At 67.8% G+C, this 23,529-nt stretch carries 23 protein-coding genes; 11 read left to right on the top strand and 12 right to left on the bottom strand.

Annotation, left to right across the window (positions count from 1 at the left end; all coding sequences use genetic code 11):
• Window positions 1-6: 6 nt before the first annotated feature.
• Complete coding sequence (locus ACZK1G_RS10265) at window positions 7-1,056, top strand: DUF1176 domain-containing protein (RefSeq protein ID WP_101765385.1); 1,050 nt, start codon at window positions 7-9, stop codon at window positions 1,054-1,056.
• Between the two features lie 82 nt (window positions 1,057-1,138).
• Here ACZK1G_RS10265 and recJ read toward each other — a convergent pair whose 3' ends face one another.
• The 6 genes from recJ to dapB form a co-directional block, all read right to left on the bottom strand.
• Entirely contained in the window at window positions 1,139-2,896 is a 1,758-nt protein-coding gene (gene recJ / locus ACZK1G_RS10260) for a single-stranded-DNA-specific exonuclease RecJ (protein ID WP_101765384.1), read from the bottom strand.
• Between the two features lie 160 nt (window positions 2,897-3,056).
• Window positions 3,057-3,974 (bottom strand): 2,3-bisphosphoglycerate-independent phosphoglycerate mutase, encoded by a 918-nt coding sequence (locus ACZK1G_RS10255; protein WP_014037058.1) that lies wholly within the window; start codon window positions 3,972-3,974, stop codon window positions 3,057-3,059.
• Window positions 3,975-3,978: 4 nt separating this feature from the next.
• On the bottom strand, window positions 3,979-4,443 hold the full coding sequence (greA, locus tag ACZK1G_RS10250) for a transcription elongation factor GreA (protein WP_026347191.1): 465 nt from the start codon (window positions 4,441-4,443) through the stop codon (window positions 3,979-3,981).
• Between the two features lie 8 nt (window positions 4,444-4,451).
• Window positions 4,452-7,694 carry a carbamoyl-phosphate synthase large subunit gene (gene carB, locus ACZK1G_RS10245; protein ID WP_049444856.1) on the bottom strand — a complete coding sequence of 1,081 codons (3,243 nt, stop codon included), beginning with the start codon at window positions 7,692-7,694 and terminating at the stop codon, window positions 4,452-4,454.
• Window positions 7,695-7,842: 148 nt separating this feature from the next.
• Window positions 7,843-8,970 carry a glutamine-hydrolyzing carbamoyl-phosphate synthase small subunit gene (carA, locus tag ACZK1G_RS10240; protein WP_042358678.1) on the bottom strand — a complete coding sequence of 376 codons (1,128 nt, stop codon included), beginning with the start codon at window positions 8,968-8,970 and terminating at the stop codon, window positions 7,843-7,845.
• Window positions 8,971-9,305: 335 nt separating this feature from the next.
• Window positions 9,306-10,025 carry a 4-hydroxy-tetrahydrodipicolinate reductase gene (gene dapB, locus ACZK1G_RS10235; protein ID WP_101765383.1) on the bottom strand — a complete coding sequence of 240 codons (720 nt, stop codon included), beginning with the start codon at window positions 10,023-10,025 and terminating at the stop codon, window positions 9,306-9,308.
• A gap of 90 nt (window positions 10,026-10,115) precedes the next feature.
• Between dapB and ACZK1G_RS10230 the strand changes: the two genes are divergently transcribed.
• The 4 genes from ACZK1G_RS10230 to ACZK1G_RS10215 all read left to right on the top strand — a co-directional run bounded on the left by ACZK1G_RS10230 (window position 10,116) and on the right by ACZK1G_RS10215 (window position 12,491).
• A complete protein-coding gene (locus tag ACZK1G_RS10230; RefSeq protein WP_424143774.1) occupies window positions 10,116-10,877 on the top strand; it encodes a 3-oxoacyl-ACP reductase in 762 nt (253 codons plus the stop codon).
• Between the two features lie 4 nt (window positions 10,878-10,881).
• Window positions 10,882-11,277, top strand: a complete 396-nt coding sequence (locus ACZK1G_RS10225) for a MerR family transcriptional regulator (protein ID WP_197622217.1) — start codon at window positions 10,882-10,884, stop codon at window positions 11,275-11,277.
• 55 nt (window positions 11,278-11,332) lie between these two features.
• Window positions 11,333-11,914 (top strand): NAD(P)H-dependent oxidoreductase, encoded by a 582-nt coding sequence (locus ACZK1G_RS10220; RefSeq protein ID WP_049444870.1) that lies wholly within the window; start codon window positions 11,333-11,335, stop codon window positions 11,912-11,914.
• A 115-nt stretch (window positions 11,915-12,029) separates the two neighbouring features.
• Window positions 12,030-12,491, top strand: a complete 462-nt coding sequence (locus ACZK1G_RS10215; RefSeq protein WP_049444848.1) for a DUF4304 domain-containing protein — start codon at window positions 12,030-12,032, stop codon at window positions 12,489-12,491.
• A gap of 64 nt (window positions 12,492-12,555) precedes the next feature.
• On the opposite strand, the gene ACZK1G_RS10210 is transcribed toward ACZK1G_RS10215, so the two are convergent.
• Genes ACZK1G_RS10210 through ACZK1G_RS10200 form a run of 3 tightly spaced genes read right to left on the bottom strand, consistent with a single transcriptional unit; the run spans window position 12,556 to window position 14,926 of the window.
• Window positions 12,556-12,810: a DUF6587 family protein gene (locus ACZK1G_RS10210; protein WP_101765381.1), complete on the bottom strand. Its 255-nt coding sequence runs from the start codon at window positions 12,808-12,810 to the stop codon at window positions 12,556-12,558.
• Window positions 12,810-14,675, bottom strand: coding sequence for a ferrous iron transporter B (gene feoB / locus ACZK1G_RS10205; protein ID WP_201016791.1), 1,866 nt, complete (start codon window positions 14,673-14,675; stop codon window positions 12,810-12,812). The genes ACZK1G_RS10210 and feoB overlap by 1 nt, the downstream gene beginning before the upstream one ends.
• The gene (locus tag ACZK1G_RS10200) at window positions 14,672-14,926 is read right to left on the bottom strand and encodes a FeoA family protein (RefSeq protein ID WP_005409473.1); all 255 of its coding nucleotides are present in this window, start codon (window positions 14,924-14,926) and stop codon (window positions 14,672-14,674) included. The genes feoB and ACZK1G_RS10200 overlap by 4 nt, the downstream gene beginning before the upstream one ends.
• A gap of 119 nt (window positions 14,927-15,045) precedes the next feature.
• Between ACZK1G_RS10200 and ACZK1G_RS10195 the strand changes: the two genes are divergently transcribed.
• The 6 genes from ACZK1G_RS10195 (at window position 15,046) to ACZK1G_RS10170 (ending at window position 19,144) form a co-directional block, all read left to right on the top strand.
• Window positions 15,046-15,834 carry an enoyl-CoA hydratase/isomerase family protein gene (locus tag ACZK1G_RS10195; protein ID WP_101765379.1) on the top strand — a complete coding sequence of 263 codons (789 nt, stop codon included), beginning with the start codon at window positions 15,046-15,048 and terminating at the stop codon, window positions 15,832-15,834.
• 2 nt (window positions 15,835-15,836) lie between these two features.
• On the top strand, window positions 15,837-16,238 hold the full coding sequence (locus tag ACZK1G_RS10190; protein ID WP_101765378.1) for a VOC family protein: 402 nt from the start codon (window positions 15,837-15,839) through the stop codon (window positions 16,236-16,238).
• Window positions 16,235-17,131 carry a hydroxymethylglutaryl-CoA lyase gene (locus ACZK1G_RS10185; RefSeq protein WP_049444837.1) on the top strand — a complete coding sequence of 299 codons (897 nt, stop codon included), beginning with the start codon at window positions 16,235-16,237 and terminating at the stop codon, window positions 17,129-17,131. The genes ACZK1G_RS10190 and ACZK1G_RS10185 overlap by 4 nt, the downstream gene beginning before the upstream one ends.
• Before the next feature lie 100 nt (window positions 17,132-17,231).
• On the top strand, window positions 17,232-18,002 hold the full coding sequence (locus tag ACZK1G_RS10180) for an SDR family oxidoreductase (protein WP_014037045.1): 771 nt from the start codon (window positions 17,232-17,234) through the stop codon (window positions 18,000-18,002).
• 49 nt (window positions 18,003-18,051) lie between these two features.
• Complete coding sequence (gene yeiP / locus ACZK1G_RS10175; protein WP_005409468.1) at window positions 18,052-18,618, top strand: elongation factor P-like protein YeiP; 567 nt, start codon at window positions 18,052-18,054, stop codon at window positions 18,616-18,618.
• Window positions 18,608-19,144 (top strand): hypothetical protein, encoded by a 537-nt coding sequence (locus tag ACZK1G_RS10170; RefSeq protein ID WP_101765377.1) that lies wholly within the window; start codon window positions 18,608-18,610, stop codon window positions 19,142-19,144. The genes yeiP and ACZK1G_RS10170 overlap by 11 nt, the downstream gene beginning before the upstream one ends.
• 47 nt (window positions 19,145-19,191) lie before the next feature.
• Here ACZK1G_RS10170 and ACZK1G_RS10165 read toward each other — a convergent pair whose 3' ends face one another.
• The 3 genes from ACZK1G_RS10165 to ACZK1G_RS10155 all read right to left on the bottom strand — a co-directional run bounded on the left by ACZK1G_RS10165 (window position 19,192) and on the right by ACZK1G_RS10155 (window position 23,493).
• Window positions 19,192-19,887 (bottom strand): COG3650 family protein, encoded by a 696-nt coding sequence (locus ACZK1G_RS10165; protein WP_049444833.1) that lies wholly within the window; start codon window positions 19,885-19,887, stop codon window positions 19,192-19,194.
• A gap of 83 nt (window positions 19,888-19,970) precedes the next feature.
• The gene (locus ACZK1G_RS10160) at window positions 19,971-20,363 is read right to left on the bottom strand and encodes a nuclear transport factor 2 family protein (RefSeq protein ID WP_049444831.1); all 393 of its coding nucleotides are present in this window, start codon (window positions 20,361-20,363) and stop codon (window positions 19,971-19,973) included.
• Entirely contained in the window at window positions 20,344-23,493 is a 3,150-nt protein-coding gene (locus ACZK1G_RS10155) for a multidrug efflux RND transporter permease subunit (protein ID WP_101765376.1), read from the bottom strand. The genes ACZK1G_RS10160 and ACZK1G_RS10155 overlap by 20 nt, the downstream gene beginning before the upstream one ends.
• Window positions 23,494-23,529 lie beyond the last annotated feature (36 nt).

Raw genomic sequence — 23,529 nt, 5'->3', positions numbered from 1 at the left:
ATGCCGATGCGATCCCTCCTCCCCGCCGCCCTGCTGGCCCTGGCCTGCCCATTGAGCGCCAGTGCCGCTGCCCCGGCCAAGAGCCTGTATTTCCAGCACCACGACTGGATCGTGGCCTGCGACAACACCCTGACCTGCCGCGCCGCTGGCTATGCCACCGACGATGACAGCACCCTGAGTGTGCTGCTCACCCGCAAGGGCGGCCCGGGCCAGGCCATCCAGGGCCGCCTGTCGCTGCAGCCGGAAGAAGGCCAGCCCCAGCCCAAGGGCGCACTGCATCTGCGCATCCAGCAGCAGGATCTCGGCGTTCTGGCACCTGCAAAGGGCGAAGGCACGCACAGCCTGAATGCCTCGCAGGCCAGCGCACTGCTGTCCGCGCTGGTGCGCGACGGTGGAGTCAGCGTGACTGATGGCGCCGGCCATCGCTGGCCGTTGTCAGACAAGGGGGCGGCAGCGGTGCTGCTGAAGATCGATGAGTATCAGGGTCGCCTCGGCACACCCGGCGCCGTGATGCGCAAGGGCAGCAGCCCTGAATCCAGCGTCCCCGCCGCCCTGCCGGTGCCGGTGGTGCGCAAGGCCGCCACCGTTGACTCGACCCCGGATGATCCGGCGTTTGCGAAACTGGCCGCCTCACCCGCCCTGCGCACGGCCCTGCGTGCCACGCTGGAGGGCGACAGCTGCGAAGGCCTTCAGGAAGCCGATGCCGATACTCCGCTGAGCAACTCGCCGCTGGAGGTCCGCCGCCTGGACGCACAGCACGTGCTGGTCAACGTGCCCTGCTGGCGAGCGGCCTATAACAGCGGCGATGGCTACTGGGTGACCCGCCCACAGCCGCCGTTCCAGGCAAAGTGGGTGACCAGCGATGCCATCGACTACGACGATGGCCAGATCATTGCCGCGCAGAAGGGCCGCGGCCTGGGTGACTGCATCTCGCAGAACACCTGGACCTGGAATGGCACCGCCTTCATCGCCACCTCGGAAGTGGCAGCGGGCCTGTGCCGGGGTGTGCCCGGCGGCACCTGGGAGCTGCCGACACTGGTAACCGAAATCCGCTGACTTCCCGGAAAAGGGGACGGAGGGGATTAAGTCGCTTGTGCCTTGTTTGCCACTTGCGACTTAATCCCCTCCGTCCCCTTTTTCATGCGGGGAGGCTGTGCTCCACGATCAACTGGATGGCGCTGCCGCCGCGATAGTCGTCGCAGGCCAGCCGGTAGGCGAGATGCACACGGCGGCCCGGCGCGTTGCCGTGCCAGCCACCGAAGTGGATCGCGTTGATCGTGCCGGGTACGCCGGGCAGGCGCAGCTCCAGCTTCAGGTGGCGCTCCTTCAACACGCGCCAGTTGGCCACTTCGAAGTGGCCATCGAACAGCGGTTCGGGGAAGCCCTGGCCCCACGGTCCAGCCAGGCGCAACGCATCGGCGTGGCGATGATCCAGCTCGTCTGCGGCCAGTTCGCCGTCGCTGAGAACCTGCTGCTGCAATGCTGCGGGGTCGAGCATTTCCAGCACGACAGCCACGAAGGCCGCCTTGAAATCATCAACGTGGTCAAGCCGCAGGCTGAGGCCGGCCGCCATGGCGTGGCCACCGAAGCGTTCGATCAGCCCCGGATGCCGCGCATCGACCAGTGCCAGTGCGTCACGGATGTGCAGGCCGGGAATCGAACGCGCCGAGCCGCGCAGGGTGTCGGCACCCGGTTCAGCCGGGGCGAAGGCAATCACCGGGCGATGCAGGCGATCCTTCATCTTCGACGCGACCAGGCCGACCACGCCCGGATGCCAATCGGCATCGAACAGGCAGGCCGCCACCGGGCGCTGGCCGGCCATGTCCAGCACTACGCGGGTCAACGCCTGCTCGGCGTCATCGGTCATCGATCGCTGCACCGCGCGCCGTTCCGAATTGATCTGCTCCAGCGTCTGCGCGATCTCGCGCGCCTGGCGCGGGTCTTCGGTCAGCAGCAGCGCGATGCCCAACGCCATGTCTTCCAGCCGGCCCGCCGCGTTCAGGCGCGGGCCGAGTGCGAAGCCGATGTCGGTGGCGGTCAGGCGCGCGGCATCACGGCCACTGGCTTCGATCAGCGCACGCAGGCCGACACAACCCTGCCCTGCGCGCAGACGGCGCAGGCCTGCGCTGACCAGCGCACGGTTGTTCGGGTCCAGCGCTACCAGGTCGGCAACGGTACCGACCGCCACCAGGTCCAGCAGCGTGGTCAGGTCCGGCCCCTTGCCATCGGCAAAAACGCCGGCCTCGCGCATCTGACGGCGCAGCGCCATCAGCACGTAGAAGATCACGCCGACACCGGCCAGCGACTTGCTGGGGAAGGCGTCGCCGTCCAGATTCGGATCAACGATCACGTCGGCCGGCGGCAACTGCGGGCCCGGCAGATGGTGGTCGGTGACCAGCACCTGCCAGCCACGCGCCTTGGCCGCGCTCACACCCGCGTGGCAGGCAATGCCGTGATCGACAGTAACCAGCAGGTCCGGTTTCAGCTCGGCCAGTTCCTCCACCAGTGAAGGTGACAGGCCATAGCCGTGCACCATGCGGTTCGGCACCGCGTGGAAGACGTGCTGCGCGCCGAGCATGCGCAGGCCTCGCACACCGACCGCACAGGCGGTAGCACCATCGCAGTCGAAATCGCCGACCACCAGGATGCGCTTATCGTTGGCGACGGCCTCGACCAGCAGTCCCACCGCATCGTCGATTCCGGTCAGCAGCTCGGGCGCATGCAGATTGCCCAGCTTCGGCTGCGCCAGTTCCGGTGTACCTGCGCCACGACTGGCGTAAAGCCGCGCCAGCAGCGGCAGCGTGCCCTCTGGCCAGCTGCCGGGCACGACCGCATCGCGGCGGCGGATCATCGGCGTATCAGAGGTGGGCTGCACGGCAGCGGCGGCAAGGGACATCGGCATCGCCGGTTACGAAAGACAGAGGGATGATACCGCGCGTGGGAGAGGCTGGCGGGATTGCGCCCGGCAGCGGCGGTAGTGCCGGCCGCTGGCCGGCAACCCCGGCAAACATCTGGGGTCAGAGCCGTTTTCCGATGGAAAACGGATCCGACCCCGATCAATCGTGAAGCTGGCGCGGCTTCTTCCAGAACTGCCAGCGCTGGCCACGGTCCAGCTGGAACTGCAAGCCGTCCTCGAAATCCAGCACCAGCCGCTGCAGCTCGCCACGCTTCAACGCGGCCAGCAGCGGGCGGATCGCATCATTGCCGAGCTGCTGCAAAGAGCGCAGCTGGCGCAGGTCGACCAGTGCATCCACCGCCTGCTCACCATCCACGGCCACTCCGGCAGCCAGGGCCAGGCCCTGCAGCAGCGCATCGCGGCTGCGCACCTGTGCGTGCGGCGTACTGACCGACACCGGCATCACGCCGCCGCCCCAGAACCACAGCGAATTGATCGGCTGTTGTCCCTGCGCGGCGCGCTGCTGGTTCCAGGAATGGTTGTGCAGCAGCACCTGCGCCTCGGTCATCAGCGCCCGCCAGCGGCGGCCGCCCTCGCCTTCCGGCAGGTGCGAGAACAGGTCATCGCCCAGCACCTCGTCCGGACTGTCGAAATCCGGCAGGGCCAGGTCGATCGGAAGCCGCAGGTACCAGCGCGAAGGGTCCGGTGCGTCGAGCACGAACCCGGCATCGGCGAACAACGGCTGCAGCACCGGCAGCAGGGCCAGGCAGTCGGCCAGCGTCGGCCGCAGCGTTTCGCCGTAGGCCATCATCCGCGCGCCGTGCATGTCCGGCACCATGCAGGCCGGATCGGCACGCAGCCAACTGGCGCCCGCCGCATCGCCGACGTCGCGCTGGCGGGTCAACGCGGCCACCGGCCAGTGCGGCGCGGCGACCGTGAAATGGCGCGTCAGCTGCGCGCGTTCGCCCGGCGCGACCTGCACCGTCGTGGCGCGGCCGAGCGCACGCGCCACATCGTCCGGCAGCGCAGCCGCGGCAAAGCGGCTGCGCGCCGGCAACAGCAGGGTCGCCGTTGCCACTGGGTCAGTCCACGTAGCTGACGCTGACGATCTCGTACTCGCGCTGGCCGGCCGGGGCGTCGATCACGATCGAATCGCCTTCCAGCTTGCCGATCATCGCGCGTGCCACCGGCGAGGAAATCGCGATCAGGCCCAGCTTGATGTCCGCTTCCAGGTCACCGACGATCTGGTACTTCTTCTCTTCGTCGGTTTCCACGTCGGCCAGGGTCACGCTGGCACCGAACACCACCTTGGAGCCAGCGTTGAGCTTGCTCACGTCGATGATCTCGGCGTGTGACAGCTCGCCTTCCAGCTGCTTGATGCGGCCTTCGATGAAGCCCTGTTCCTCGCGCGCAGCGTGGTACTCGGCGTTCTCTTTCAGGTCGCCATGCTCACGCGCTTCGGCGATGGCGGCGATCACCTTCGGGCGCTTGACCGACTTCAGGTGATCCAGTTCGTCGCGCAGCTTCTGCGCGCCCTTCATCGTGATGGGGGCTCTCATGCATTCAACTCCTTGTGCAGCTCCTGCAGCGACCAGACGGGGCCGGTGCCACGGAATTCCAGTGAATCCACCAGCGCCTTGGCGCCGGCAATGGTGGTCGAGTAGGTGACGCGATGCTGCAGCGCCTCGCGACGGATCGAGAACGAGTCGTTGATCGCCGAACGACCTTCAGTCGTGTTGACGATGTAGACGATCTCACCGTTCTTGATCGAGTCGACGATGTGCGGACGGCCTTCGACCACCTTGTTGATGATCTCGCAGTCCATGCCGTGCTGCTGCAGCCATGCGGCGGTGCCACGGGTGGCGACCAGGCTGTAGCCACGCGCCAGCAGCGCCTTGGCCACCGGCAGCACGCGCTTCTTGTCCGGATCGCGGACCGAGACGAAGGCCTTGCCGACCGGCGGCGCCTTGATGCCTCCCGCTTCCTGCGCACGCGCGAAGGCAGCGTTGAAGGTGCGGCCGACGCCCATCACCTCACCGGTGGAGCGCATCTCCGGCCCGAGGATCGGGTCGACGCCCTGGAACTTGGCGAACGGGAAGATCGCTTCCTTCACCGAGTAGTAGTCCGGCACGATTTCCTTGGTCGCGCCCTGCTCGGCCAGCGTCTTGCCGGCCATGCAGCGGGCGGCGATCTTGGCCAGCGGCATGCCGGTGGCCTTGGACACGAACGGCACGGTGCGCGAGGCACGCGGGTTCACTTCCAGCAGGTAGATGGTGTCGGCACCTTCATCGCTGGTCTGGATCGCGAACTGGGTGTTCATCAGGCCGACCACGTTCAGGGCCTTGGCCAGTTCCACCACCTGGCGGCGCAGCTCGGCCTGGGTTTCAGCCGACAGCGAGTACGGCGGCAGCGAGCACGAGGAATCGCCCGAGTGCACGCCGGCTTCTTCGATGTGCTCCATTACGCCGCCGATCAGGACGTTGCCCTGCGCATCGGCAATGATGTCGACGTCGCACTCGACGGCGTTGTCGAGGAAGCGGTCCAGCAGCACCGGCGAATCGTTGGACACCTTCACCGCGTCGCGCACGTAGCGGGCCAGGTCGGCTTCGCCGTAGACGATCTCCATCGCACGGCCGCCCAGCACGTAGCTCGGGCGCACCACCAGCGGGTAGCCGATCTCGCGGGCCAGCAGCAGGGCTTCCTGGTCGTTGCGGGCGATGCGGTTCGGCGGCTGCTTCAGGCCCAGCTTGTCGACCAGCTGCTGGAAGCGCTCGCGGTCTTCGGCCAGGTCGATCGAGTCCGGGCTGGTGCCGATCACCGGCACGCCGTTGGCTTCCAGCGCGCGCGCCAGCTTCAGCGGGGTCTGCCCGCCGTACTGCACGATCACGCCCTTCGGCTGTTCCAGTTCGACGATTTCCAGCACGTCTTCCAGGGTCAGCGGTTCGAAGTACAGGCGGTCGGAGGTGTCGTAGTCGGTCGACACGGTTTCCGGGTTGCAGTTGACCATGATGGTTTCATAGCCATCCTCGCGCAGCGCCAGTGCCGCGTGCACGCAGCAGTAGTCGAACTCGATGCCCTGGCCGATGCGGTTCGGGCCACCGCCCAGGATCATGATCTTGTCGCGGTTGCTCGGCGCAGCCTCGCACTCGTCCTCGTAGGTCGAGTACAGGTAGGCGGTACCGGTGGAGAATTCACCGGCACAGGAGTCCACGCGCTTGTAGACCGGGCGCACCTTGTGCGCACGACGCAGCGCGCGGATGGCGGCTTCGTTGGTTCCGGTCAGCTGCGCCAGGCGCGCGTCGGAGAAGCCAGCGCGCTTCAGCTTGCGCAGGCGTGCGGCGTCCAGCGCGTCGATGCCACCGGCGGCGACGTCAGCTTCCGCAGCGATGATTTCCTCGATCTGGTCCAGGAACCAGTGATCGATGAACGACAGCGCGTAGATCTCTTCCACGCTCATGCCGGCGCGGAACGCATCGGCGACGAAGAACAGGCGCTCCGGGCCCGGCGCCTTCAGCTCGCGACGCAGGGTCTGCAGGTCTTCCTCGTTGCTCAGGTCCAGGCCGGTCGGGTCGAAGCCGACCTTGCCGGTTTCCAGGCCACGCAGCGCCTTCTGCACCGACTCCTGGAAGGTGCGGCCCATTGCCATCACCTCGCCCACCGACTTCATCTGGGTGGTCAGGCGCGCATCGGCGGCCGGGAACTTCTCGAAGGCGAAGCGCGGGATCTTGGTGACGACGTAGTCGATCGACGGCTCGAACGAGGCCGGGGTCAGGCCACCGGTGATTTCATTCTTCAGTTCGTCCAGGGTGTAACCCACGGCCAGCTTGGCGGCGACCTTGGCAATCGGGAAGCCGGTGGCCTTGGAGGCCAGCGCCGAGGAACGCGACACGCGCGGGTTCATCTCGATGACGACCACGCGGCCGGTCTTCGGGTTGATGCCGAACTGCACGTTCGAGCCACCGGTATCGACGCCGATCTTGCGCAGCACGGCGATGGAGGCGTCGCGCAGGCGCTGGTATTCCTTGTCGGTCAGGGTCTGCGCCGGCGCCACGGTGATCGAGTCACCGGTGTGCACGCCCATCGGGTCCAGGTTTTCGATCGAGCAGACGATGATGCAGTTGTCCGCGGTATCGCGGACCACTTCCATCTCGAACTCCTTCCAGCCCAGCACCGACTCTTCCACCAACACTTCGGTGGTCGGCGACAGTTCCAGGCCGCGGCTGACGATCTCGACCAGCTCTTCGCGGTTGTAGGCGATGCCACCACCGCTGCCGCCCAGGGTGAAGCTGGGGCGGATGATGGTCGGGTAGCCGACGCGGGTCTGGATTTCCAGCGCTTCGTCCAGCGTGTGGGCGACGGCGGCGGTCGGGCATTCCAGGCCGATCTCACCCATGGCGACGCGGAACAGCTCGCGGTCTTCGGCCATGCGGATCGCTTCGCGCTTGGCGCCGATCAGTTCGACGTTGTACTTCTCCAGCACGCCGTGGTCGGCCAGGTCCAGCGCGCAGTTCAGCGCGGTCTGGCCACCCATGGTCGGCAGCAGCGCATCGGGCTTCTCCTTGGCGATGATCTTCTCGACCGTCTGCCAGTTGATCGGCTCGATGTAGACGGCGTCGGCCATCTCCGGGTCGGTCATGATCGTGGCCGGGTTGCTGTTGACCAGCACCACGCGGTAACCCTCGTCACGCAGGGCCTTGCAGGCCTGGGCGCCGGAGTAGTCGAACTCGCAGGCCTGGCCGATGACGATCGGGCCAGCACCGATGATGAGGATGGTCTTGAGGTCAGTGCGCTTGGGCATTTTCTTCTCTAAGTCAGTACAGCGTGACAAGGGGGGTGATCGCACGCTGTCGATCAGGAATCTTGATCCGCAGCGCCGCGCCAGCGGCAGCAGCGATGCGGGGTTTACGGTCCATCGCGACGCCACCGGCGGGCCGGCGGCGTACTGATCACGCCTTGGCCTGCTCCATCAGCACCACGAAGCGGTCGAACAGCGGACCGACATCGGTCGGGCCGGGCGACGCTTCCGGATGGCCCTGGAACGAGAACGCTGGCACGTCGGTGCGGGCCACGCCCTGGTTGGTGCCGTCGAACAGCGAGCGGTGGGTCACGCGCAGGGTCGCCGGCAGGGTCGCTTCATCGATCGCGAAGCCGTGGTTCTGCGAGGTGATCATCACCCGGCCGCTGTCCAGGTCCTGCACCGGGTGGTTGGCACCGTGGTGGCCGTGGCCCATCTTCATGGTCTGTGCGCCCGAGGCCAGGCCCAGCAGCTGGTGGCCCAGGCAGATGCCGAAGGTCGGGATCTTCACGTCGATGAAGGTCTTGATCGCTTCGATCGCGTAGTCGCACGGTTCCGGGTCACCCGGGCCGTTGGACAGGAACACGCCGTCCGGCTTCAGCGCCAGCACTTCGGCGGCCGGGGTCTGCGCCGGCACCACGGTCACTTCGCAGCCGCGCTCGGCCAGCATGCGCAGGATGTTGGTCTTCACGCCGAAATCGTAGGCCACGACCTTGAACTTCGCCGGCACGCTGACAAAGGCATTGGCATCCAGGTCCAGCTGGCCCTCGGTCCAGGTGTAGGTCTTCTCGGTAGTGACGACCTTGGCCAGATCCATGCCCTTCAGCCCCGGGAACTTGCGGGCGGCTTCCAGTGCCTTTTCCACGTCGATGTCACCGGCCATCAGCGCACCGTTCTGCGCGCCCTTCTCGCGCAGGATGCGGGTCAGCTTGCGGGTGTCGATGCCAGCGATGGCGACCACGCCACGCTGGATCAGCCAGTCCTGCAGCGACACCTGGCTGCGCCAGTTGCTGGGACGGCGCGGAACGTCGCGCACGATGAGGCCGGCCGACCACACCTTGGACGCTTCATTGTCCTGGTCGGTCATGCCGGTGTTACCGATATGCGGATAGGTCAGCGTGACCATCTGCCGGGCGTAGGACGGGTCGGTCAGCACTTCCTGGTAGCCGGTCATGGCGGTGTTGAACACCACCTCACCGACGGACAGGCCGGGCGCGCCTACGGATTCGCCCTCGAATACGGTGCCGTCTTCGAGGACGAGGATTGCGGCTTGGGTCACGGGAATCTCACTTTGGCTACCGAGGGGGCTGCCGAAGTCACGCCTGCGCTTCACGGAAATCCGGTTGCAAAAAAGCGCGGACGTACGGTCTGGGACCGGTCCGGCTTTCGTGATTCGGCGAGTGCGAATTGTAGCGCTGCCGGGGCGCTCGCGCCAGCGGTTATCGCGCATTGTAAACAGGCGATTGCGCATTCATTTCAATCCGGCGGCGTATGCGGGCCGGAGGCGGGGTCGGATCCTTTCCCGGATGGGAAAGGCTCTGACCCCAGGCGCCCTCGGATGGGGTCAGAGCCCTTTCCGCTGGAAAGGGATCCGACCCCAGGAATCAGCCCGCCTTACTGCAGCAGGTCCCGCACCCGATAGCTGCCCGGGGCCCGGCCCTGCAGCTGGCGGGCGGCGAACAGGGCGCCGCGGGCGAAGATGTCGCGGTTGGTGGCCCGGTGCACCAGCTCGATGCGCTCGCCCGGGCCGGTGAACTGCACCAGATGCTCGCCGACGATGTCGCCGGCACGCAGGCTGGCGTAATGCGGCTCCGCCCCGCCCCGCTGCGCGGCCGCGCCCAGGGTCAGCGCGGTGCCCGACGGCGCGTCCTTCTTCTGCGTGTGGTGCGATTCGACGATGTCACAGTCCCAGCCGGCCAGCGCCTGCGCCGCGCGTTCCACCAGCTCGTCCAGTACCGCCACGCCCAGGCTGAAGTTCGAGGCCCAGACCAGCGGGATGGACGCCGCAGCGGCCTCCAACGCCTGCCGCTGCGCGCTGGAGATGCCGGTGGTGCCCGACACCAGCCCTGCACCCCGCTCCACGCACAACGCCAGCAGCGGGTCGAAACCCTCCGGCAGGCTGAAGTCGATCGCCACGTCGAACACCGGCGCGCCGGACAGTTCGCTGGCACCGAAGAACGGCACGCCGTCGACCACGCGCTGCGCCGGCGCACGGCCGGTCACTGCGGCCACGATCTGCAGGGTTTCGGGATGTTCGGCGGCCAGCCGCAGCAGGGCCTGGCCCATGCGCCCGGAGGCACCGTGAATAAGCAATCGCAGGGGAGTCTGGTTCATGCCTGCAGGCTAGCGGCAGCACGCCTGCTCCGGCAAGCGCCATCACTGCTACGCTGCATGCCCTTTCATGCAATGGATGGCAGCCCCCTCATGCAGATCAGCGAACAGCTGGTGCTGGTCACCGGCGCCGGCCGCGGCCTCGGCCAGCACATCGCCCGCGCGTTCGCGGCGCAGGGCGCGCGCGTCATCGTCAACTATCACCGCAGCGAAGTCGCCGCACGTGCGCTGGCCGCCGAGCTGGGCGGCCAGGCGATCGCGCTGCCGGCCGACGTCACCGACCGCGGCCAGGTCGATGCGATGCTGCAGCAGGCGCTGGGGCACTTCGGCCAGGGCGTCACCACGGTGGTCAACAACGCGCTGGCCGCCTTCTCGTTCAATGGTGATGCCCGCGACGGCGCTGCTGCCATCGGCTGGCCGGCGTTCCAGGCGCAGTTCGAGGGCAGCGTGCGTGGCGCGCTGAACACCGTGCAGGCCGCCCTGCCCGGCATGCAGGCCCGTCGCTTCGGCCGGGTCATCAACATCGGCACCAATCTGTTCCAGAACCCGGTCGTGCCCTACCACGACTACACCGCCGCCAAGGCCGCACTGCTGTCGCTGACCCGCACCCTGGCCGGCGACCTCGGCCCGCATGGCATCACCGTGAACATGCTGTCCGGTGGCCTGCTGCGCACTACCGATGCCAGCGCCGCCACGCCGGAAGCGGTGTTCGACTACATCGCCGCAAACACGCCGCTGCGCAGCGTCACCACCCCGACCGAGTTCGCCGATGCCGCGCTGTTCTTCGCCAGCCCGTGGTCGCGCGCGGTGACCGGGCAGAACCTGGTGGTCGATGGCGGTCTGGTGCGGGACTGAGGCAATGCGCATTTCCGAGGTCAGCCGCCTGACCGGTGCCGGCGCCAAGGCCATCCGCCTGTACGAGGCGCGCGGACTGCTGCCACCGGTGCCACGACTGAACCGCTATCGCGACTACAGCGAACAGGATGTGGCCTGGGTGCAGTTGATCCGCCAGGCGTTGGCGCTGGGCATCACCCTGGCCGCAGTATCCCGCCTGCAGGGCCGCGACGGACGGCTCGACTGGCCGGCGGTGCTGGCCCTGCTTGAGCAGCAGCGCAGCCGCATTGCCAGCGAGCGGGCACGGCTGGCGCAGGTCGAGCTCCACCTGCAGCAGGTCAGCGACGAACTGCGGCAGTGGCTGCACTCCGGCAATGGTGACTGCACCCTGCAACCCAGCGGCTGCACCCCTGGCGTTTGACTCTGCCCCTGGGGCATAGCCCAACCTCGCGCACATTCCATTGCCCGAGGTTGCCGTGTCCCGTTCCATCCTGATCCTGCTTGGCCATCCCGACCGCGACAGCCTGTGCGGCGCCCTCGCCCAGCGCTACGCCACGGCTGCCGAGAATGCCGGCCATCGGGTGCGCCTGATCGCATTGGGTGACCTCGAGTTCGATCCGGTGCTGCGCCATGGCTACCGCCAGATCCAGCCACTGGAAGCCGGCCTGCAGGACGCGGCGGATGCGATCGAGGCCTGCGATCATCTGGTGCTGGTCTATCCCACCTGGTGGGGTGCGATGCCGGCGCTGCTGAAGGGCTTCTTCGATCGCGTGCTGCTGCCGGGGTACGCCTTCCGCTACCGGCGCGATTCGGTGTGGTGGGACCGGTTGCTGGCTGGCCGCAGCGCGCGGGTGATCACCACGCTGGATACGCCGCCCTGGTATTACCGCTGGATCTACCGCGACCCGGGCATCACCCAGATCCGCGCCACCATCCTGGAATTCTGCGGCATCCGCCCGGTGCGGGTCAGCCGACTCGGTGCGGTACGCAGCAGCAGCCCGGCGCAGCGGGAACGATGGCTGGCGTTGGCAGCAGAGCTGGGTTCACGCGCCAGGTAGATCCACGCCATGCGTGGATGAAATACGGGCCACGTTCCAGTGTCGCGTTTGCCAATTGACCGCCAGGCACTGCGCCTCAAGGCTGTGGGCCCCGCTTCCGGCCCAGGCAAAGCCCATGAAATCCTCGACCGTCTTCAGCAAGTGCGCCCGGAAGACCGGCTTTGCCGGCACGTCGACGACCCGCTACCGCTTGCTGGATGCCGCCCTGCTTGTCGTGAATCACCAACGCGCCAGCGAAAGCCGGGGTTTCTATGTGAATGCCGGGCTCTACTTTCCAGAGCTGCTCGAGTACCCCCTCGCGCCTGACGATCTTGAAACGGCTTTCAGGTACCGCTCCAGCATCCCCACGCCCCATGTCGACTGGCGGATCGAAGAAACGCCGGGCCTGCGCCGGGCGTTCATCCAGCAGGACCTTGACGACCTGTTGGAGGCCGGAAACCGTGACGGACTGAAAGGCCTGCTGCTTGATGCCCTGGCCGACGTGGCGGGCTTCGCGGCAGCCCATGGAAACCGCGAATCGGTGCGGCGACTGAATCAGGACGGAAACTTCCGCGCGCTCATCCGCAGAGAGGTCTAGTAGATCCACGCCATGCGTGGATGCGGGAGCGTGCGAACCAAGGTTCGCACCTACCAAGGCAGAGTCAGTGCTGTTTGGGCGGCGTCGGTCCGCAGCTGTCGCAACCGCCACAGGCACCACCGCCGCCCGTGGCCGGCGGCGCGATTTTCCGCCCCAGCGCCTGCGCCCAGGCCGCGCGGCCCGGCTTCAGCAGGGCCAGCGCCAACGCCCCGCGCAGCTTGCGCACCGTGCCGGGGAACTGCTTCTTCAGCACCACCCAGGCACTGACCAGCACGGCCACCGCGATGATCAGGTACTGCAGCAGCAGGCCGGTATCCATCAGCCGCCTCCCAGCGCCCTGGTCACCTGGTAGGTGATCAGCGCAGCCACGTAGGCCGCAGCAAACAGGCAGAACGCCGAGAAGGCCATCGTCTTCCACGAATTGGTCTCGCGCTTGATGGTGGCCAGCGTCGAGATGCACATCGGGGCGTAGATGTACCAGACCAGCAGCGACAGCGCGGTGGCCAGCGACCAGCCGTCGCTGATCAGCGGAGTCAGCGCCTGGCTGGCGGCATCGTCATCGGCCGCCGACAGCGCGTACACGGTCGCCAGCGAGGACACCGCCACTTCGCGCGCAGCCAGGCCCGGAATCAGTGCAATGCAGATCTGCCAGTTGAAGCCCAGCGGCGCGAAGAACACCGCCATCGCATGACCGATCTGGCCGGCGAAGCTGTAGTCGATCGCCGGCATCGTGGCGCCAGCCGGTGCCGCCGGGAACGACAGCAGTACCCACAACAGGATGGTCAGCGCCAGGATGATGCCGCCAACGCGCTTGAGGAAGATCATGCCGCGCTCGTACAGGCCCACCGCCAGGTCGCGCACGTGCGGCAGGCGGTACGACGGCAGCTCCAGCATCAGCGGGTGCTCGCTCTTGTCGCGGCGCCACTTCTTCATGATCCACGACATCGCCAGCGCACTGAGGATGCCCGCCGCGTACAGGCCGAACAGCACCAGGCCCTGCTGGTTGAACACGCCCCACACCGTCTTCTGCGGAATGAACGCACCGATCAGCAGCGCGTACACCGGCAGGCGTGCGGAACAGGTCATCAGCGGCGCCACCAGGATCGTGGCCAGGCGGTCACGCGGGTCCTGGATGCTGCGCGTGGACATGATGCCCGGCACCGCACAGGCGAAGCTGGACAGCAGCGGGATGAACGAACGGCCGGACAGGCCGGCGGCCGCCATCATGCGGTCGAGCAGGAATGCCGCACGCGGCAGGTAGCCGGATTCCTCCAGCACCAGGATGAAGAAGAACAGGATCAGGATCTGCGGCAGGAACACCACCACGCCACCGACGCCGGCGATGATGCCGTCGGTCAGCAGGCTGGCCAGCGGGCCTTCCGGCAGCGCGCTGCCGACGAAAGTACCGAGCCAGGCGAAACCGGCCTCGATGCCGTCCATCACCGGCGTCGCCCAGGCGTACACCGCCTGGAAGATCAGGAACATCACCACGGCGAGGCTGACCAGGCCGAACACCGGGTGCAGCAGCCAGCGGTCCAGCGCGTCGTCGATCTTCGCGGTCCGCGCCGGCATGCGCACGGCGACCGACAGGATCTCGCGCACCTTGGCATGGTAGTCGATGCCACCCTCCGGGCCCGGCACCGGCGCATCCAGGTGCGGCACCATGGCATCCAAGCGCTCGACCAGCGCCTTGGCACCCTGCTTGCGCACCGCCACGGTCTCCACCACCGGCACGCCCAGCTCGCGCTCCAGCGCCGCCACGTCCACCTGGATGCCGCGGCGCTGGGCCGCATCGACCATGTTCAGGGCCACCACCATCGGCTTGCCCAGTTCGCGCAGTTCCAGCGCGAAACGCAGGTGCAGGCGCAGGTTGGTGGCATCGATCACGCACAGCAGCACGTCCGGCGCGGCTTCGCCCGGGTAGAAGCCCCGGCACAGGTCGCGGGTGATCGCCTCGTCCAGGCTGGCCGGCTGCAGGCTGTAGGCGCCCGGCAGGTCAAGCACGGCGAATTCACGGCCGGACGGCGCGCGCAGGCGGCCTTCCTTGCGCTCGACGGTGACGCCGGTGTAGTTGGCGACCTTCTGGCGGCTGCCGGTCAGCTGGTTGAACAGCGCGGTCTTGCCACTGTTGGGGTTACCGACCAGCGCGATGCGCAGGGGGGCGGTGGCGGTGGTAGCGGTCATGCACGTCGTTCCTGGCTGGCGGCGTCGACCACGACGCGCTTGGCTTCACTGATCCGCAGCGCGAACCGGGTGAACCCGACCTGCACCAGCAGCGGTTCGCCCCCCACCGGGCCCTTGGCCACCAGGCGCACCTCCTCGCCCTTCACGAAACCCAGCTCGCGCAGGCGACGGGCAATGGCATCGTTGGCATGCAGGTCCTGCACGGACTCGACCACGGCCGAGGTGTGCAGCGGCAGTTCGGACAGCGTCATCTAGCGTGTTCTCTGCTGGATGTAAATGGTTCTCGATTCTAACATTCCCGCGTCGCGTCATGGCCCATGACCAATGGCCCGCTATGATCCATACAGGTATGGAGTGACCCTGGAATCCCATGAACGATGCTTTGCAGATCGAGCGCAGCGGCGCCACCCTCACTCTCTGGCTGAACCGGCCGGAGCTGCACAACGCCTTTGACGCCAGCCTGATCGCCCGGCTGACCGCCGCACTGGAAGCCGCCGGCCGCGACGATTCGGTCCGGGCCGTGGTGGTCGCCGGCCACGGCGCCTCCTTCTCGGCCGGTGCCGACATGCAGTGGATGCGCGGCATGGCCGCCGCCAGCGAGGCCGACAACCGCGAGGACTCGCTGGCCCTGGCGCGGCTGATGCGCACCCTGGACGAGCTGCCCAAGCCGACCCTGGCCCGGGTCCACGGCGCGGCCTTCGGTGGCGGCGTCGGCCTGGTCGCCTGCTGCGACATCGCCATCGCCAGCACCTCGGCCCGCTTCGGCCTGACCGAAAGCCGCCTGGGCCTGCTGCCGGCGGTGATCTCGCCCTACGTGATCGAAGCCATCGGCCCGCGCCAGGCGCGCCGCTGGTTCGCCACCGGCGAGCACTTCGACGCCGAAACGGCGCTGCGCATCGGCCTGGTCCACCAGCTGGTCGAGCCCGAGCGTCTGGACGAAGCGCTGGAGCGCCAGCTGGCCCTGCTCGACAAGGCCGGCCCGATCGCCTCGTCCACCGCCAAGCAGCTGGTCCGGCAGGTCCGCGACAGCCATGACCGCGACGCGCTGGATCGGGATAATGCCGCCCTGATCGCGCGCCTGCGGGTGTCCGCCGAGGGCCAGGAAGGCCTGGGCGCCTTCCTCGACAAGCGCGCGCCCCACTGGGTCACGGAAGCCTGAACATGCTCGATCATCTTGGTTTGACCAGCGCCGACCTGGCGCGCAGCAAGACCTTCTTCCTGCAGGCACTGGCGCCGCTGCAGATCGGCGTGATGATGGAAGTGACCGCCGAACAGACCGGCGCGCACGACCACATCGGCTTCGGCAGCGACGGCAAGCCGTTCTTCTGGCTCGGCAATGGCGGCACCGCCAGCCACGGCGTGCACGTGGCCTTCGCCTGCACCAGCCGCGACCAGGTGGACGCCTTCCATGCCGCCGCCCTCGCCGCCGGCGGCCGCGACAACGGCGCGCCGGGCCTGCGCCCGTGGTACCACCCCGACTACTACGGCGCCTTCGTGCTCGACCCGGACGGCAACAACATCGAGGCGGTCTGCCATCGCCCCGTCAGCGAGGTGGCCGCATGAGCGACTACGTCCGCATCGTCGAGGTCGGCCCGCGTGACGGCCTGCAGAACGAAAAGCAGTCGGTGGCCACCGCCGACAAGATCGAACTGATCAACCGCCTGTCGGCCACCGGCCTGCGCAGCATCGAGGCGACCAGCTTCGTCAGCCCGAAGTGGATCCCGCAGTTGGCCGACGCCGCCGAGGTCTACGCCGGCATCCAGCGCCGGCCCGGCATCCACTACCCGGTGCTGGTACCGAACGAACAGGGCTACGACCGCGCCCGTGCGGTGGGCGTGGAGGAAGTGGCGGTGTTCACCGCCGCCTCCGAGGCATTCAACCGTACCAACACCAATGCCGGCATCGACGAATCGCTGGCCCGGTTCGAGCCGATCCTGCGCCGCGCCGCCGCCGATGGCGTGCGCGTGCGCGGCTACGTCTCCACCGTGCTCGGCTGCCCCTACCAGGGCGAGGTGCCACTGGCCGACGTGGTGCGGGTGGCGCGTGCCCTGCACCAGATGGGCTGTTACGAAATCTCGCTGGGCGACACCATCGGCGTCGGCACCCCGCGCAAGGCACGGGCGATGCTGCAGGCGGTTGCCGCCGAGATTCCGATGGCGGCACTGGCCGTGCACTTCCACGACACCTACGGCCAGGCCATCGCCAACATCGCCACCTGCCTGGAAGAAGGCGTGCGCGTGGTCGACAGCGCGGTGTCCGGCGCCGGTGGCTGCCCGTATGCCAAGGGCGCCAGCGGCAACGTCGCCAGCGAGGATGTGGTCTACCTGCTGCAGGGCCTGGGCCTGGACAGCGGCGTGGACCTGCCGGCACTGGCCGAGACCGGCCGCTGGCTGGCCGGCCTGCTCGGCCGCGCCACCGCCAGCCGCACCGGGCAGGCGCTGGCCGCCGCCGGCTGACCGTTGCGCTGCGCCGCCCCGTAAAGGCGGCGCAGTGCACAACAGCGGCGGTCGCGGCTTCCGTTAGAATCGGCGGTTCTCGAACCTGCAGGACCGTTCAATGCAGCTGTCTTCCGTACGTGCCGTGATCACTGGCGGCGTTTCCGGCCTCGGCCTGGCCGTGGCCCAGCACCTCGTCGCCCAGGGCGGCAAGGTGGCCCTGTTCGACCTCAACGACGACAAGGGCGCCTCCGCCGTTGCCGGGCTGGGTACCGACAAGGCCCGCTATTTCAACGTCAACGTCAGCGATGAAGCGGCCGTCTCGGCAGCCATCGACCAGGCCCACGATTTCCTCGGCGGCCTGAACGTGGCGATGAACTGCGCCGGCATCCTCGGCGCCGGCCGCGTGCTGGGCAAGGAAGGCCCGATGCCGCTGGCCGGCTTCCAGGGCACGGTGATGGTCAACCTGGTCGGCAGCTTCAACGTGGCCAAGGCCGCGGCCAACCGCATGCAGCACAACGAAGCCGGCACCGACGGCGAGCGCGGCGTGATCATCAACACCGCCAGCATCGCCGCCTATGAAGGCCAGATCGGCCAGGCCGCCTATGCAGCCAGCAAGGGCGGCGTGGTGTCGATGACGCTGCCGATGGCGCGCGAACTGTCGCGCTTCGGCATCCGCGTCAACACCATCGCCCCGGGCGTGTTCTGGACGCCGATGGTGGATGGCATGCCCGAGGCGGTGCAGCAGTCGCTGGCCGCGTCGATCCCGTTCCCGTCGCGCCTGGGCAAGCCGGAAGACTTCGCCAGCCTGGTCGGCTTCATCCTCGGCAACACCTACCTCAACGGCGAGACCATCCGCCTGGACGGCGCTACCCGCCTCGCTCCGAAGTGATTCCCCCCGGGCGCCGGGACGGCGCCCTCCCCCAACGACCTAGATCACCATGAAAGCCAACGACATCAAGAAGGGCAACGTCGTCGAGTACAACAACGGCGTGTACCAGATCCGCGACATCGAGCGCAGCTCGCCGCAGGGTCGCGGCGGCAACGTCCGCTTCCGCTTCATCATGTACAGCGTGCCGGGCGGCAACAAGCTCGATGCCAGCTTCGATGCCGACGACAACCTGGTCGAGGTCGAACTGCTGCGCCGCCAGTCCACCTATTCGTACAAGGATGGCGATGCGTTCGTGTTCCTCGATGACGAGGACTACACCCCGTACACCCTGGACGCGGACGTGATCGGCGACGACGCCGGCTACATCACCGACGGCCTGACCGGCATCTACGTGCAGGTGATCGACGAGCAGCCGGTGGCGATCCAGCTGCCGGCCTCGGTGGTGCTGGAAGTGATCGAAACCCCGCCGGAACTGAAGGGCGGCACCGCCACCAAGCGCCCGAAGCCGGCCAAGCTCAACACCGGCATCGAGATCATGGTGCCGGAGTACATCGTCAACGGCGAACGCGTGCTGGTGAACACCGCCACCGGCGAATTCGCTGGCCGTGCCGACTAAGCGCCTTGCGCTGATCGGCTGCCTGTCCCTGCTTGCGGCGTGCTCGCCGCAGGCAGCGGACAACGCTGCCGACGCCACGCCGAAGGCCACTCCGGCCGTGACGGCCGCACCTGCGGTGGAGGCACCGGCCGCCGTCGAGGCCACCGCCAAAGCGGAGCCCGCTACCGACCTGACCTCAGGCGATGAAGAGCTGGACAAGGCACGTGCGGCTGCCGGTTGCCCGGTCCCAGGCGATGTGTACGACGCCGATGACGTGCGCATCTACTGCGCGATGCCGGCCGACGTGCAGGCCTTCCTCGCGCGCGAGAACACCTGCCAGCATTTCGCCGGCGAAGAGCCGTACGACGACGAGCGTCGCCGCGAACTGGAAGAGGCCAGCGTGAAGTACTGCGAGGGCCGCGAGAAGATCTTCACCGATCTGGTCGCGCGTCATCGCGGTGACTGCGCTGTCCGCGCAGCGCTGATCGGAATCAACACACGCTATGACCTGGACTTCGATCTCGACCTGAAGCCCTGCGGGGGCTGACCCCTCGATGATGTAGAGCCGAGCGTGGGCTCGGCTCTACAGATGGCTTACGGCTGCTTCGCGCCGAAATTGCCACAACCGTGGTACTGGCGGGTGCCGATGGTCAGGTTCACCTTGGCATCGAATGCCTCGCCACTCATGTCGTCCTGGCAGGTGGTGCGCTGGAAGCTGAGCTTGACGTCGGTGCCATCAGACGCCTTGCCGCTCCAGCCGTCAGCGCCTTCGGTGGGTTTGGCCACATCGAAGCGACGCTCGCCATAATCGACTTCCACCTGCAGGCCCGGCGCATCGCCATCAACGACTGCAAGCCAGCCGGGTTCATTGCCGGTGGCACGGAACGCGGCATTGCCGGCGCTGCCATCGCCTTCGGTGGCTTCGACCGCATGGCACTCGCGATCGGCTTCGCCCTTCAGGCTCAACAGGCCGTCATCGCTGCCCTTGGTCCAGAAGCTGTTGCCCTTGCCATCGCCGTACTTGGCACCCGACGCCGCACGCTCGGAGGTCATGGCGAAGGTGCGTTCGCCAATCACCACCGTGGCCGCATCCTCGCCGTTGAAGGTCGCGCGCACGCTCAGATCACCACACTGGTAAGTGGTCTCGCTGCCGGTACCGGCGCCGGCGGCCGGTTCGGGCGCGGCCGGCGGCGCGGCATCATTGCCGCTCGCGGCGGGCGGCTGTGCCGGCTGGCACGCGGCCAGCACCAACCCGAGGGAGGCTGCCAACAGACTGGGAACTACACGCATGGCTCGACTCCTTGTCGACACTACAGAGATCTTCGACCCTACCACCTGCCGGTGAGCGGGGCCTGAAAGCGGCCTGACCGCGCTCATGCGGCCAGCACCGCCATCGACAACAGCTGCGCACCGCTGCCGCCGGAACTGCAGGTCCAGACCCGCAGAAGGCGCAGCTTCAGCTCATGCTCCCGGCCCTGCTGCCGCACGGACAATCGCACGTCGCTGGACAGCAACGCCAGACGGCCACACAGCAGCGTTTCCACCGCGTACGACTGCAGGCTGCGCACCTGCAGGCTGCCGGCCAGCCAGTCACCCAGCCACGGCAGCTCGAGCATGCGCCCGCCCTGCCCGTCCATCATGAACAAGGCTGGCGATACCAGTGCAGTCAGCGCATCGTGATCATTCTCCAGCAGCGCCGCGCACAGGCGCTGCTCCAGCGCCAGCAACTGCCGCTCATGCAGGTCTTCAACGATATCCCGTTCCATCCACGGATCCTTCCGGCATCGGCCGGCGCCTGCGCAGGCGTTGCGCGATCCACTGCCGCGCGCCCTGCACCACTACATAGAAGACCGGCACGAAGAACACCGCCAGCACGGTCGCACTGACCATGCCGCCGAACACGCCGGTTCCGATCCCCTGCTGGGTTTCCTTCGACGCGCCCTGCGCCAGCATCAGCGGCACCACGCCCAGCGCGAACGCCAGCGAGGTCATCACGATCGGCCGCAGGCGCAGGCGCGCCGCCTCCAGCGCTGCTTCAACCAGGCCGCGCCCCTGCTGCTGCAGCTGCCGCGCGAACTCGACGATGAGGATCGCGTTCTTCGCCGACAGCCCGATCACGGTGATCATGCCGACCTTGAAGAACACGTCGTTGGGCATGCCGCGCAACAACACGGCGGCGACCGCGCCGAGCAGGCCCAACGGCACCACCAGCATCACCGCCAGCGGAATCGACCAGCTCTCGTACAGCGCCGCCAGCACCAGGAACACCACCAGCATCGACAACAGCAGCAGCCACGGCGCCTGCGCGCCCGACTCACGCTCCTGCAGCGACTGGCTGGTCCACTGCAGGGCGAAGCCGGACGGCAGTTTTTCGGCCAGCCGCTCCATCTCCGCCATGGCCTGGCCGGTCGACACCCCGGAGGCCGGGGCGCCGGACAGGTTCAGCGCCGGGAAGCCGAGGTAGCGCTGCAGCTGCAGCGGCGCCTCGGTCCAGTGCGGGGTCACCAGTTCGGACAGCGCCACCATGCCGCCCTCGCTGTTGCGCACGTACAGCTTCAGCACGTCCTCCAGTTCCATGCGGTGCGGCGCGTCGGCCTGCAGGATCACCTGCTGCAACCGGCCCTTGTTGGGGAAGTCATTGACGTACTGCGAGCCCATCGCAGCCGACAGCGTGCTGCTGATGTGTTCGAAGCCCACGCCCATCGCCTCGGCCTTGGCGCGGTCGATGTCCAGCCGCACGCTGGTGCCTGCAGGCAGGCCATCGGCATGCACCTCGGACAGCAGCGGGCTGGCCTCGGCCAGCTTCAGCAGCTGCTGCAGGGCCGCGCGCAGCTCGGCCTGGCTCTGCCCGGTACGCGCCTGCAGGGCGAGCGAGAACCCGGACGAACGGCCCAGGCTGTCGATCGCCGGCGGCATCACGCTCATCACCTCGCCCTCGGCAATCGTGGACATCGCCTTCTGCGCGGCCTCCACCTCGCCGGCCGCGGTGGCGCCTGCGCGCTCGCCCCAGTCCTTCAGCATGGTGTAGGTCAGCGCCGCGCTCGGGCCGGAGCCAGAGAAGCTGTAGCCAAGGATCGACTGATTGGAGCCGATGCCTGGGCGCGAGGCCACATGCCGTTCGTAGGCTTCGACCACGGCCAGCGTGCGCTCGGCGGTGGCTTCGGCCGGCAGCTGGATCGAGGTCATGAAATAGCCCTGGTCCTCTTCGGGCAGGAATGCGCCCGGCAGCCAGTGCAGGCCCAGCAGCAGCGCCACCACCAGTGCGGCGAACACGCCCATCACCCGCCCGCTTCGCCGCAGCACCGAGGCCACGCCACGCTGGTAGCGCCCGGTCATCTTCTCGAAGCCACGATTGAAGGCACCGAACAGCCCACCACGACCATGGTGGCCATGGGTGTTCGGGCGCAGCAGGGTCGCGCACAGCGCTGGCGTCAGGCTCAACGCCAGCAGCGCCGACAACAGGATCGACACCGCCATCGCCACGGTGAACTGGCGGTAGATCGCGCCCACCGAGCCGCTGGCCAAGGCCATCGGAATGAACACGGCGGTCAGCACCAGGGTGATGCCGATCACCGCACCGGTCAGCTCGCGCATCGCCTTGATGGTGGCCTCGCGCGGCGGCAGGCCTTCCTCGGCCATGATCCGTTCCACGCCCTCGACCACCACGATCGCGTCGTCGACGATGATGCCGATCGCCAGCACCATGCCGAACATGGTCAGCACGTTGATCGAGAAGCCCAGCGCCAGCATCACCGCGAAGGTGCCGAGCAGCGCGATCGGTGCGACCAGCGCCGGAATCAGCGTGTAGCGCCAGTTCTGCAGGAACAGGTACATCACCGCGAACACCAGCAGCATGGCCTCCAGCAGCGTCTGCACCACCTTCTGGATCGAGATCTTGACGAACGGCGCGGTGTCGAACGGAATGCTCGATTCCACGCCGCGTGGCAGCAGCGGCGCCAGTTCGGCCATGCGCTCACGCACCGCCGACGCGGTACGCACCGCGTTCGCGCCGGGACGCAGCTGCACGCCGGCGGCGGTGGCCGGATGGCCGTCCTCGCGGGTGCCCCAGGCATAGCTCTGCGCGCCCAGTTCAACGCGGGCGACATCGCCCAGCACCACCCGTGAACCGTCGGCCCCGGCACGCAGCACGATGGCGGCGAACTGTTCCGGCGTGGACAACTGGCCCTCGGCGCTGAGCGGCACGGTGATGCGCTGGCCTGGAACACCCGGCGAATCACCAATGCGTCCCGGCGAGATCTCCAGGTTCTGCTGCTCGATGGCGGCGGCCACATCGCCCATGGTCAGGCCGTAGCCGGTCAACCGGGTCGGGTCCAGCCACACGCGCATCGCCTGCTCGGCACCGAACAACTGCACGCGGCCGACGCCATCGATGCGGCGCAGCTCTTCGATGATGTTGCGCGCCATGAAATCGCCCAGCGCCGCCTCGCTGACGCTGGCATCCGGCGAACGCAGGCCGACCAGCATCAGGAAGCCGGAATCGGCGGCCTCCACGAACAGGCCGTTCTGGCGCACGCTGCGCGGCAGGCGCGGCTCGATCGCCTTGATCCGGTTCTGCACGTCCACCTGCGCCAGCTCGGGGTTGGTACCGGGCTTGAACGTGGCGGTGATCGAGGCTTCACCGGAGGTGTCCACCGACGATTCGAAGTACAGCAGGTGCTTGACGCTGGACAGCTCGCGCTCGATCAGGCCGACCACCGCATCGTTCAGCGTCTGCGGGCTGGCACCCGGGTAGCTGGCATAGATGCTGACGCTCGGCGGCGCAACCGCCGGATAGCGCTCCACGGCGAGCTGCGGAATCGCCAACACGCCGGCCAGGATGATGAAGATCGCCAGCACCCAGGCGAACACCGGGCGATCGATGAAGAAACGTGCCATGTTGGATTTCCCTGGAGGGACCGGCCCGGGAAAGGC

This window comes from Stenotrophomonas sp. 109824_Sma (genome assembly GCF_056480025.1).
Note: the sequence above shows the minus strand (reverse complement) of the source record. Positions and strands in the feature narration are given on the sequence as shown.

Excerpts from the sequence above, each read along its gene's own strand:
- recJ (WP_101765384.1), bottom strand. The coding sequence starts at position 2,896 with ATGTCCCTTGCCGCCGCTGCCGTGCAGCCCACCTCTGATACGCCGATG.
- ACZK1G_RS10225 (WP_197622217.1), top strand. The coding sequence starts at position 10,882 with ATGCGCATTTCCGAGGTCAGCCGCCTGACCGGTGCCGGCGCCAAGGCC.
- ACZK1G_RS10185 (WP_049444837.1), top strand. The coding sequence starts at position 16,235 with ATGAGCGACTACGTCCGCATCGTCGAGGTCGGCCCGCGTGACGGCCTG.
- ACZK1G_RS10190 (WP_101765378.1), top strand. The coding sequence starts at position 15,837 with ATGCTCGATCATCTTGGTTTGACCAGCGCCGACCTGGCGCGCAGCAAG.
- ACZK1G_RS10215 (WP_049444848.1), top strand. The coding sequence starts at position 12,030 with ATGAAATCCTCGACCGTCTTCAGCAAGTGCGCCCGGAAGACCGGCTTT.
- feoB (WP_201016791.1), bottom strand. The coding sequence starts at position 14,675 with ATGACCGCTACCACCGCCACCGCCCCCCTGCGCATCGCGCTGGTCGGT.
- dapB (WP_101765383.1), bottom strand. The coding sequence starts at position 10,025 with ATGAACCAGACTCCCCTGCGATTGCTTATTCACGGTGCCTCCGGGCGC.
- ACZK1G_RS10180 (WP_014037045.1), top strand. The coding sequence starts at position 17,232 with ATGCAGCTGTCTTCCGTACGTGCCGTGATCACTGGCGGCGTTTCCGGC.
- carB (WP_049444856.1), bottom strand. The coding sequence starts at position 7,694 with ATGCCCAAGCGCACTGACCTCAAGACCATCCTCATCATCGGTGCTGGC.
- ACZK1G_RS10155 (WP_101765376.1), bottom strand. The coding sequence starts at position 23,493 with ATGGCACGTTTCTTCATCGATCGCCCGGTGTTCGCCTGGGTGCTGGCG.
- ACZK1G_RS10160 (WP_049444831.1), bottom strand. The coding sequence starts at position 20,363 with ATGGAACGGGATATCGTTGAAGACCTGCATGAGCGGCAGTTGCTGGCG.
- yeiP (WP_005409468.1), top strand. The coding sequence starts at position 18,052 with ATGAAAGCCAACGACATCAAGAAGGGCAACGTCGTCGAGTACAACAAC.
- ACZK1G_RS10200 (WP_005409473.1), bottom strand. The coding sequence starts at position 14,926 with ATGACGCTGTCCGAACTGCCGCTGCACACCTCGGCCGTGGTCGAGTCC.
- ACZK1G_RS10265 (WP_101765385.1), top strand. The coding sequence starts at position 7 with ATGCGATCCCTCCTCCCCGCCGCCCTGCTGGCCCTGGCCTGCCCATTG.
- ACZK1G_RS10195 (WP_101765379.1), top strand. The coding sequence starts at position 15,046 with ATGAACGATGCTTTGCAGATCGAGCGCAGCGGCGCCACCCTCACTCTC.
- ACZK1G_RS10230 (WP_424143774.1), top strand. The coding sequence starts at position 10,116 with ATGCAGATCAGCGAACAGCTGGTGCTGGTCACCGGCGCCGGCCGCGGC.
- ACZK1G_RS10210 (WP_101765381.1), bottom strand. The coding sequence starts at position 12,810 with ATGGATACCGGCCTGCTGCTGCAGTACCTGATCATCGCGGTGGCCGTG.
- ACZK1G_RS10165 (WP_049444833.1), bottom strand. The coding sequence starts at position 19,887 with ATGCGTGTAGTTCCCAGTCTGTTGGCAGCCTCCCTCGGGTTGGTGCTG.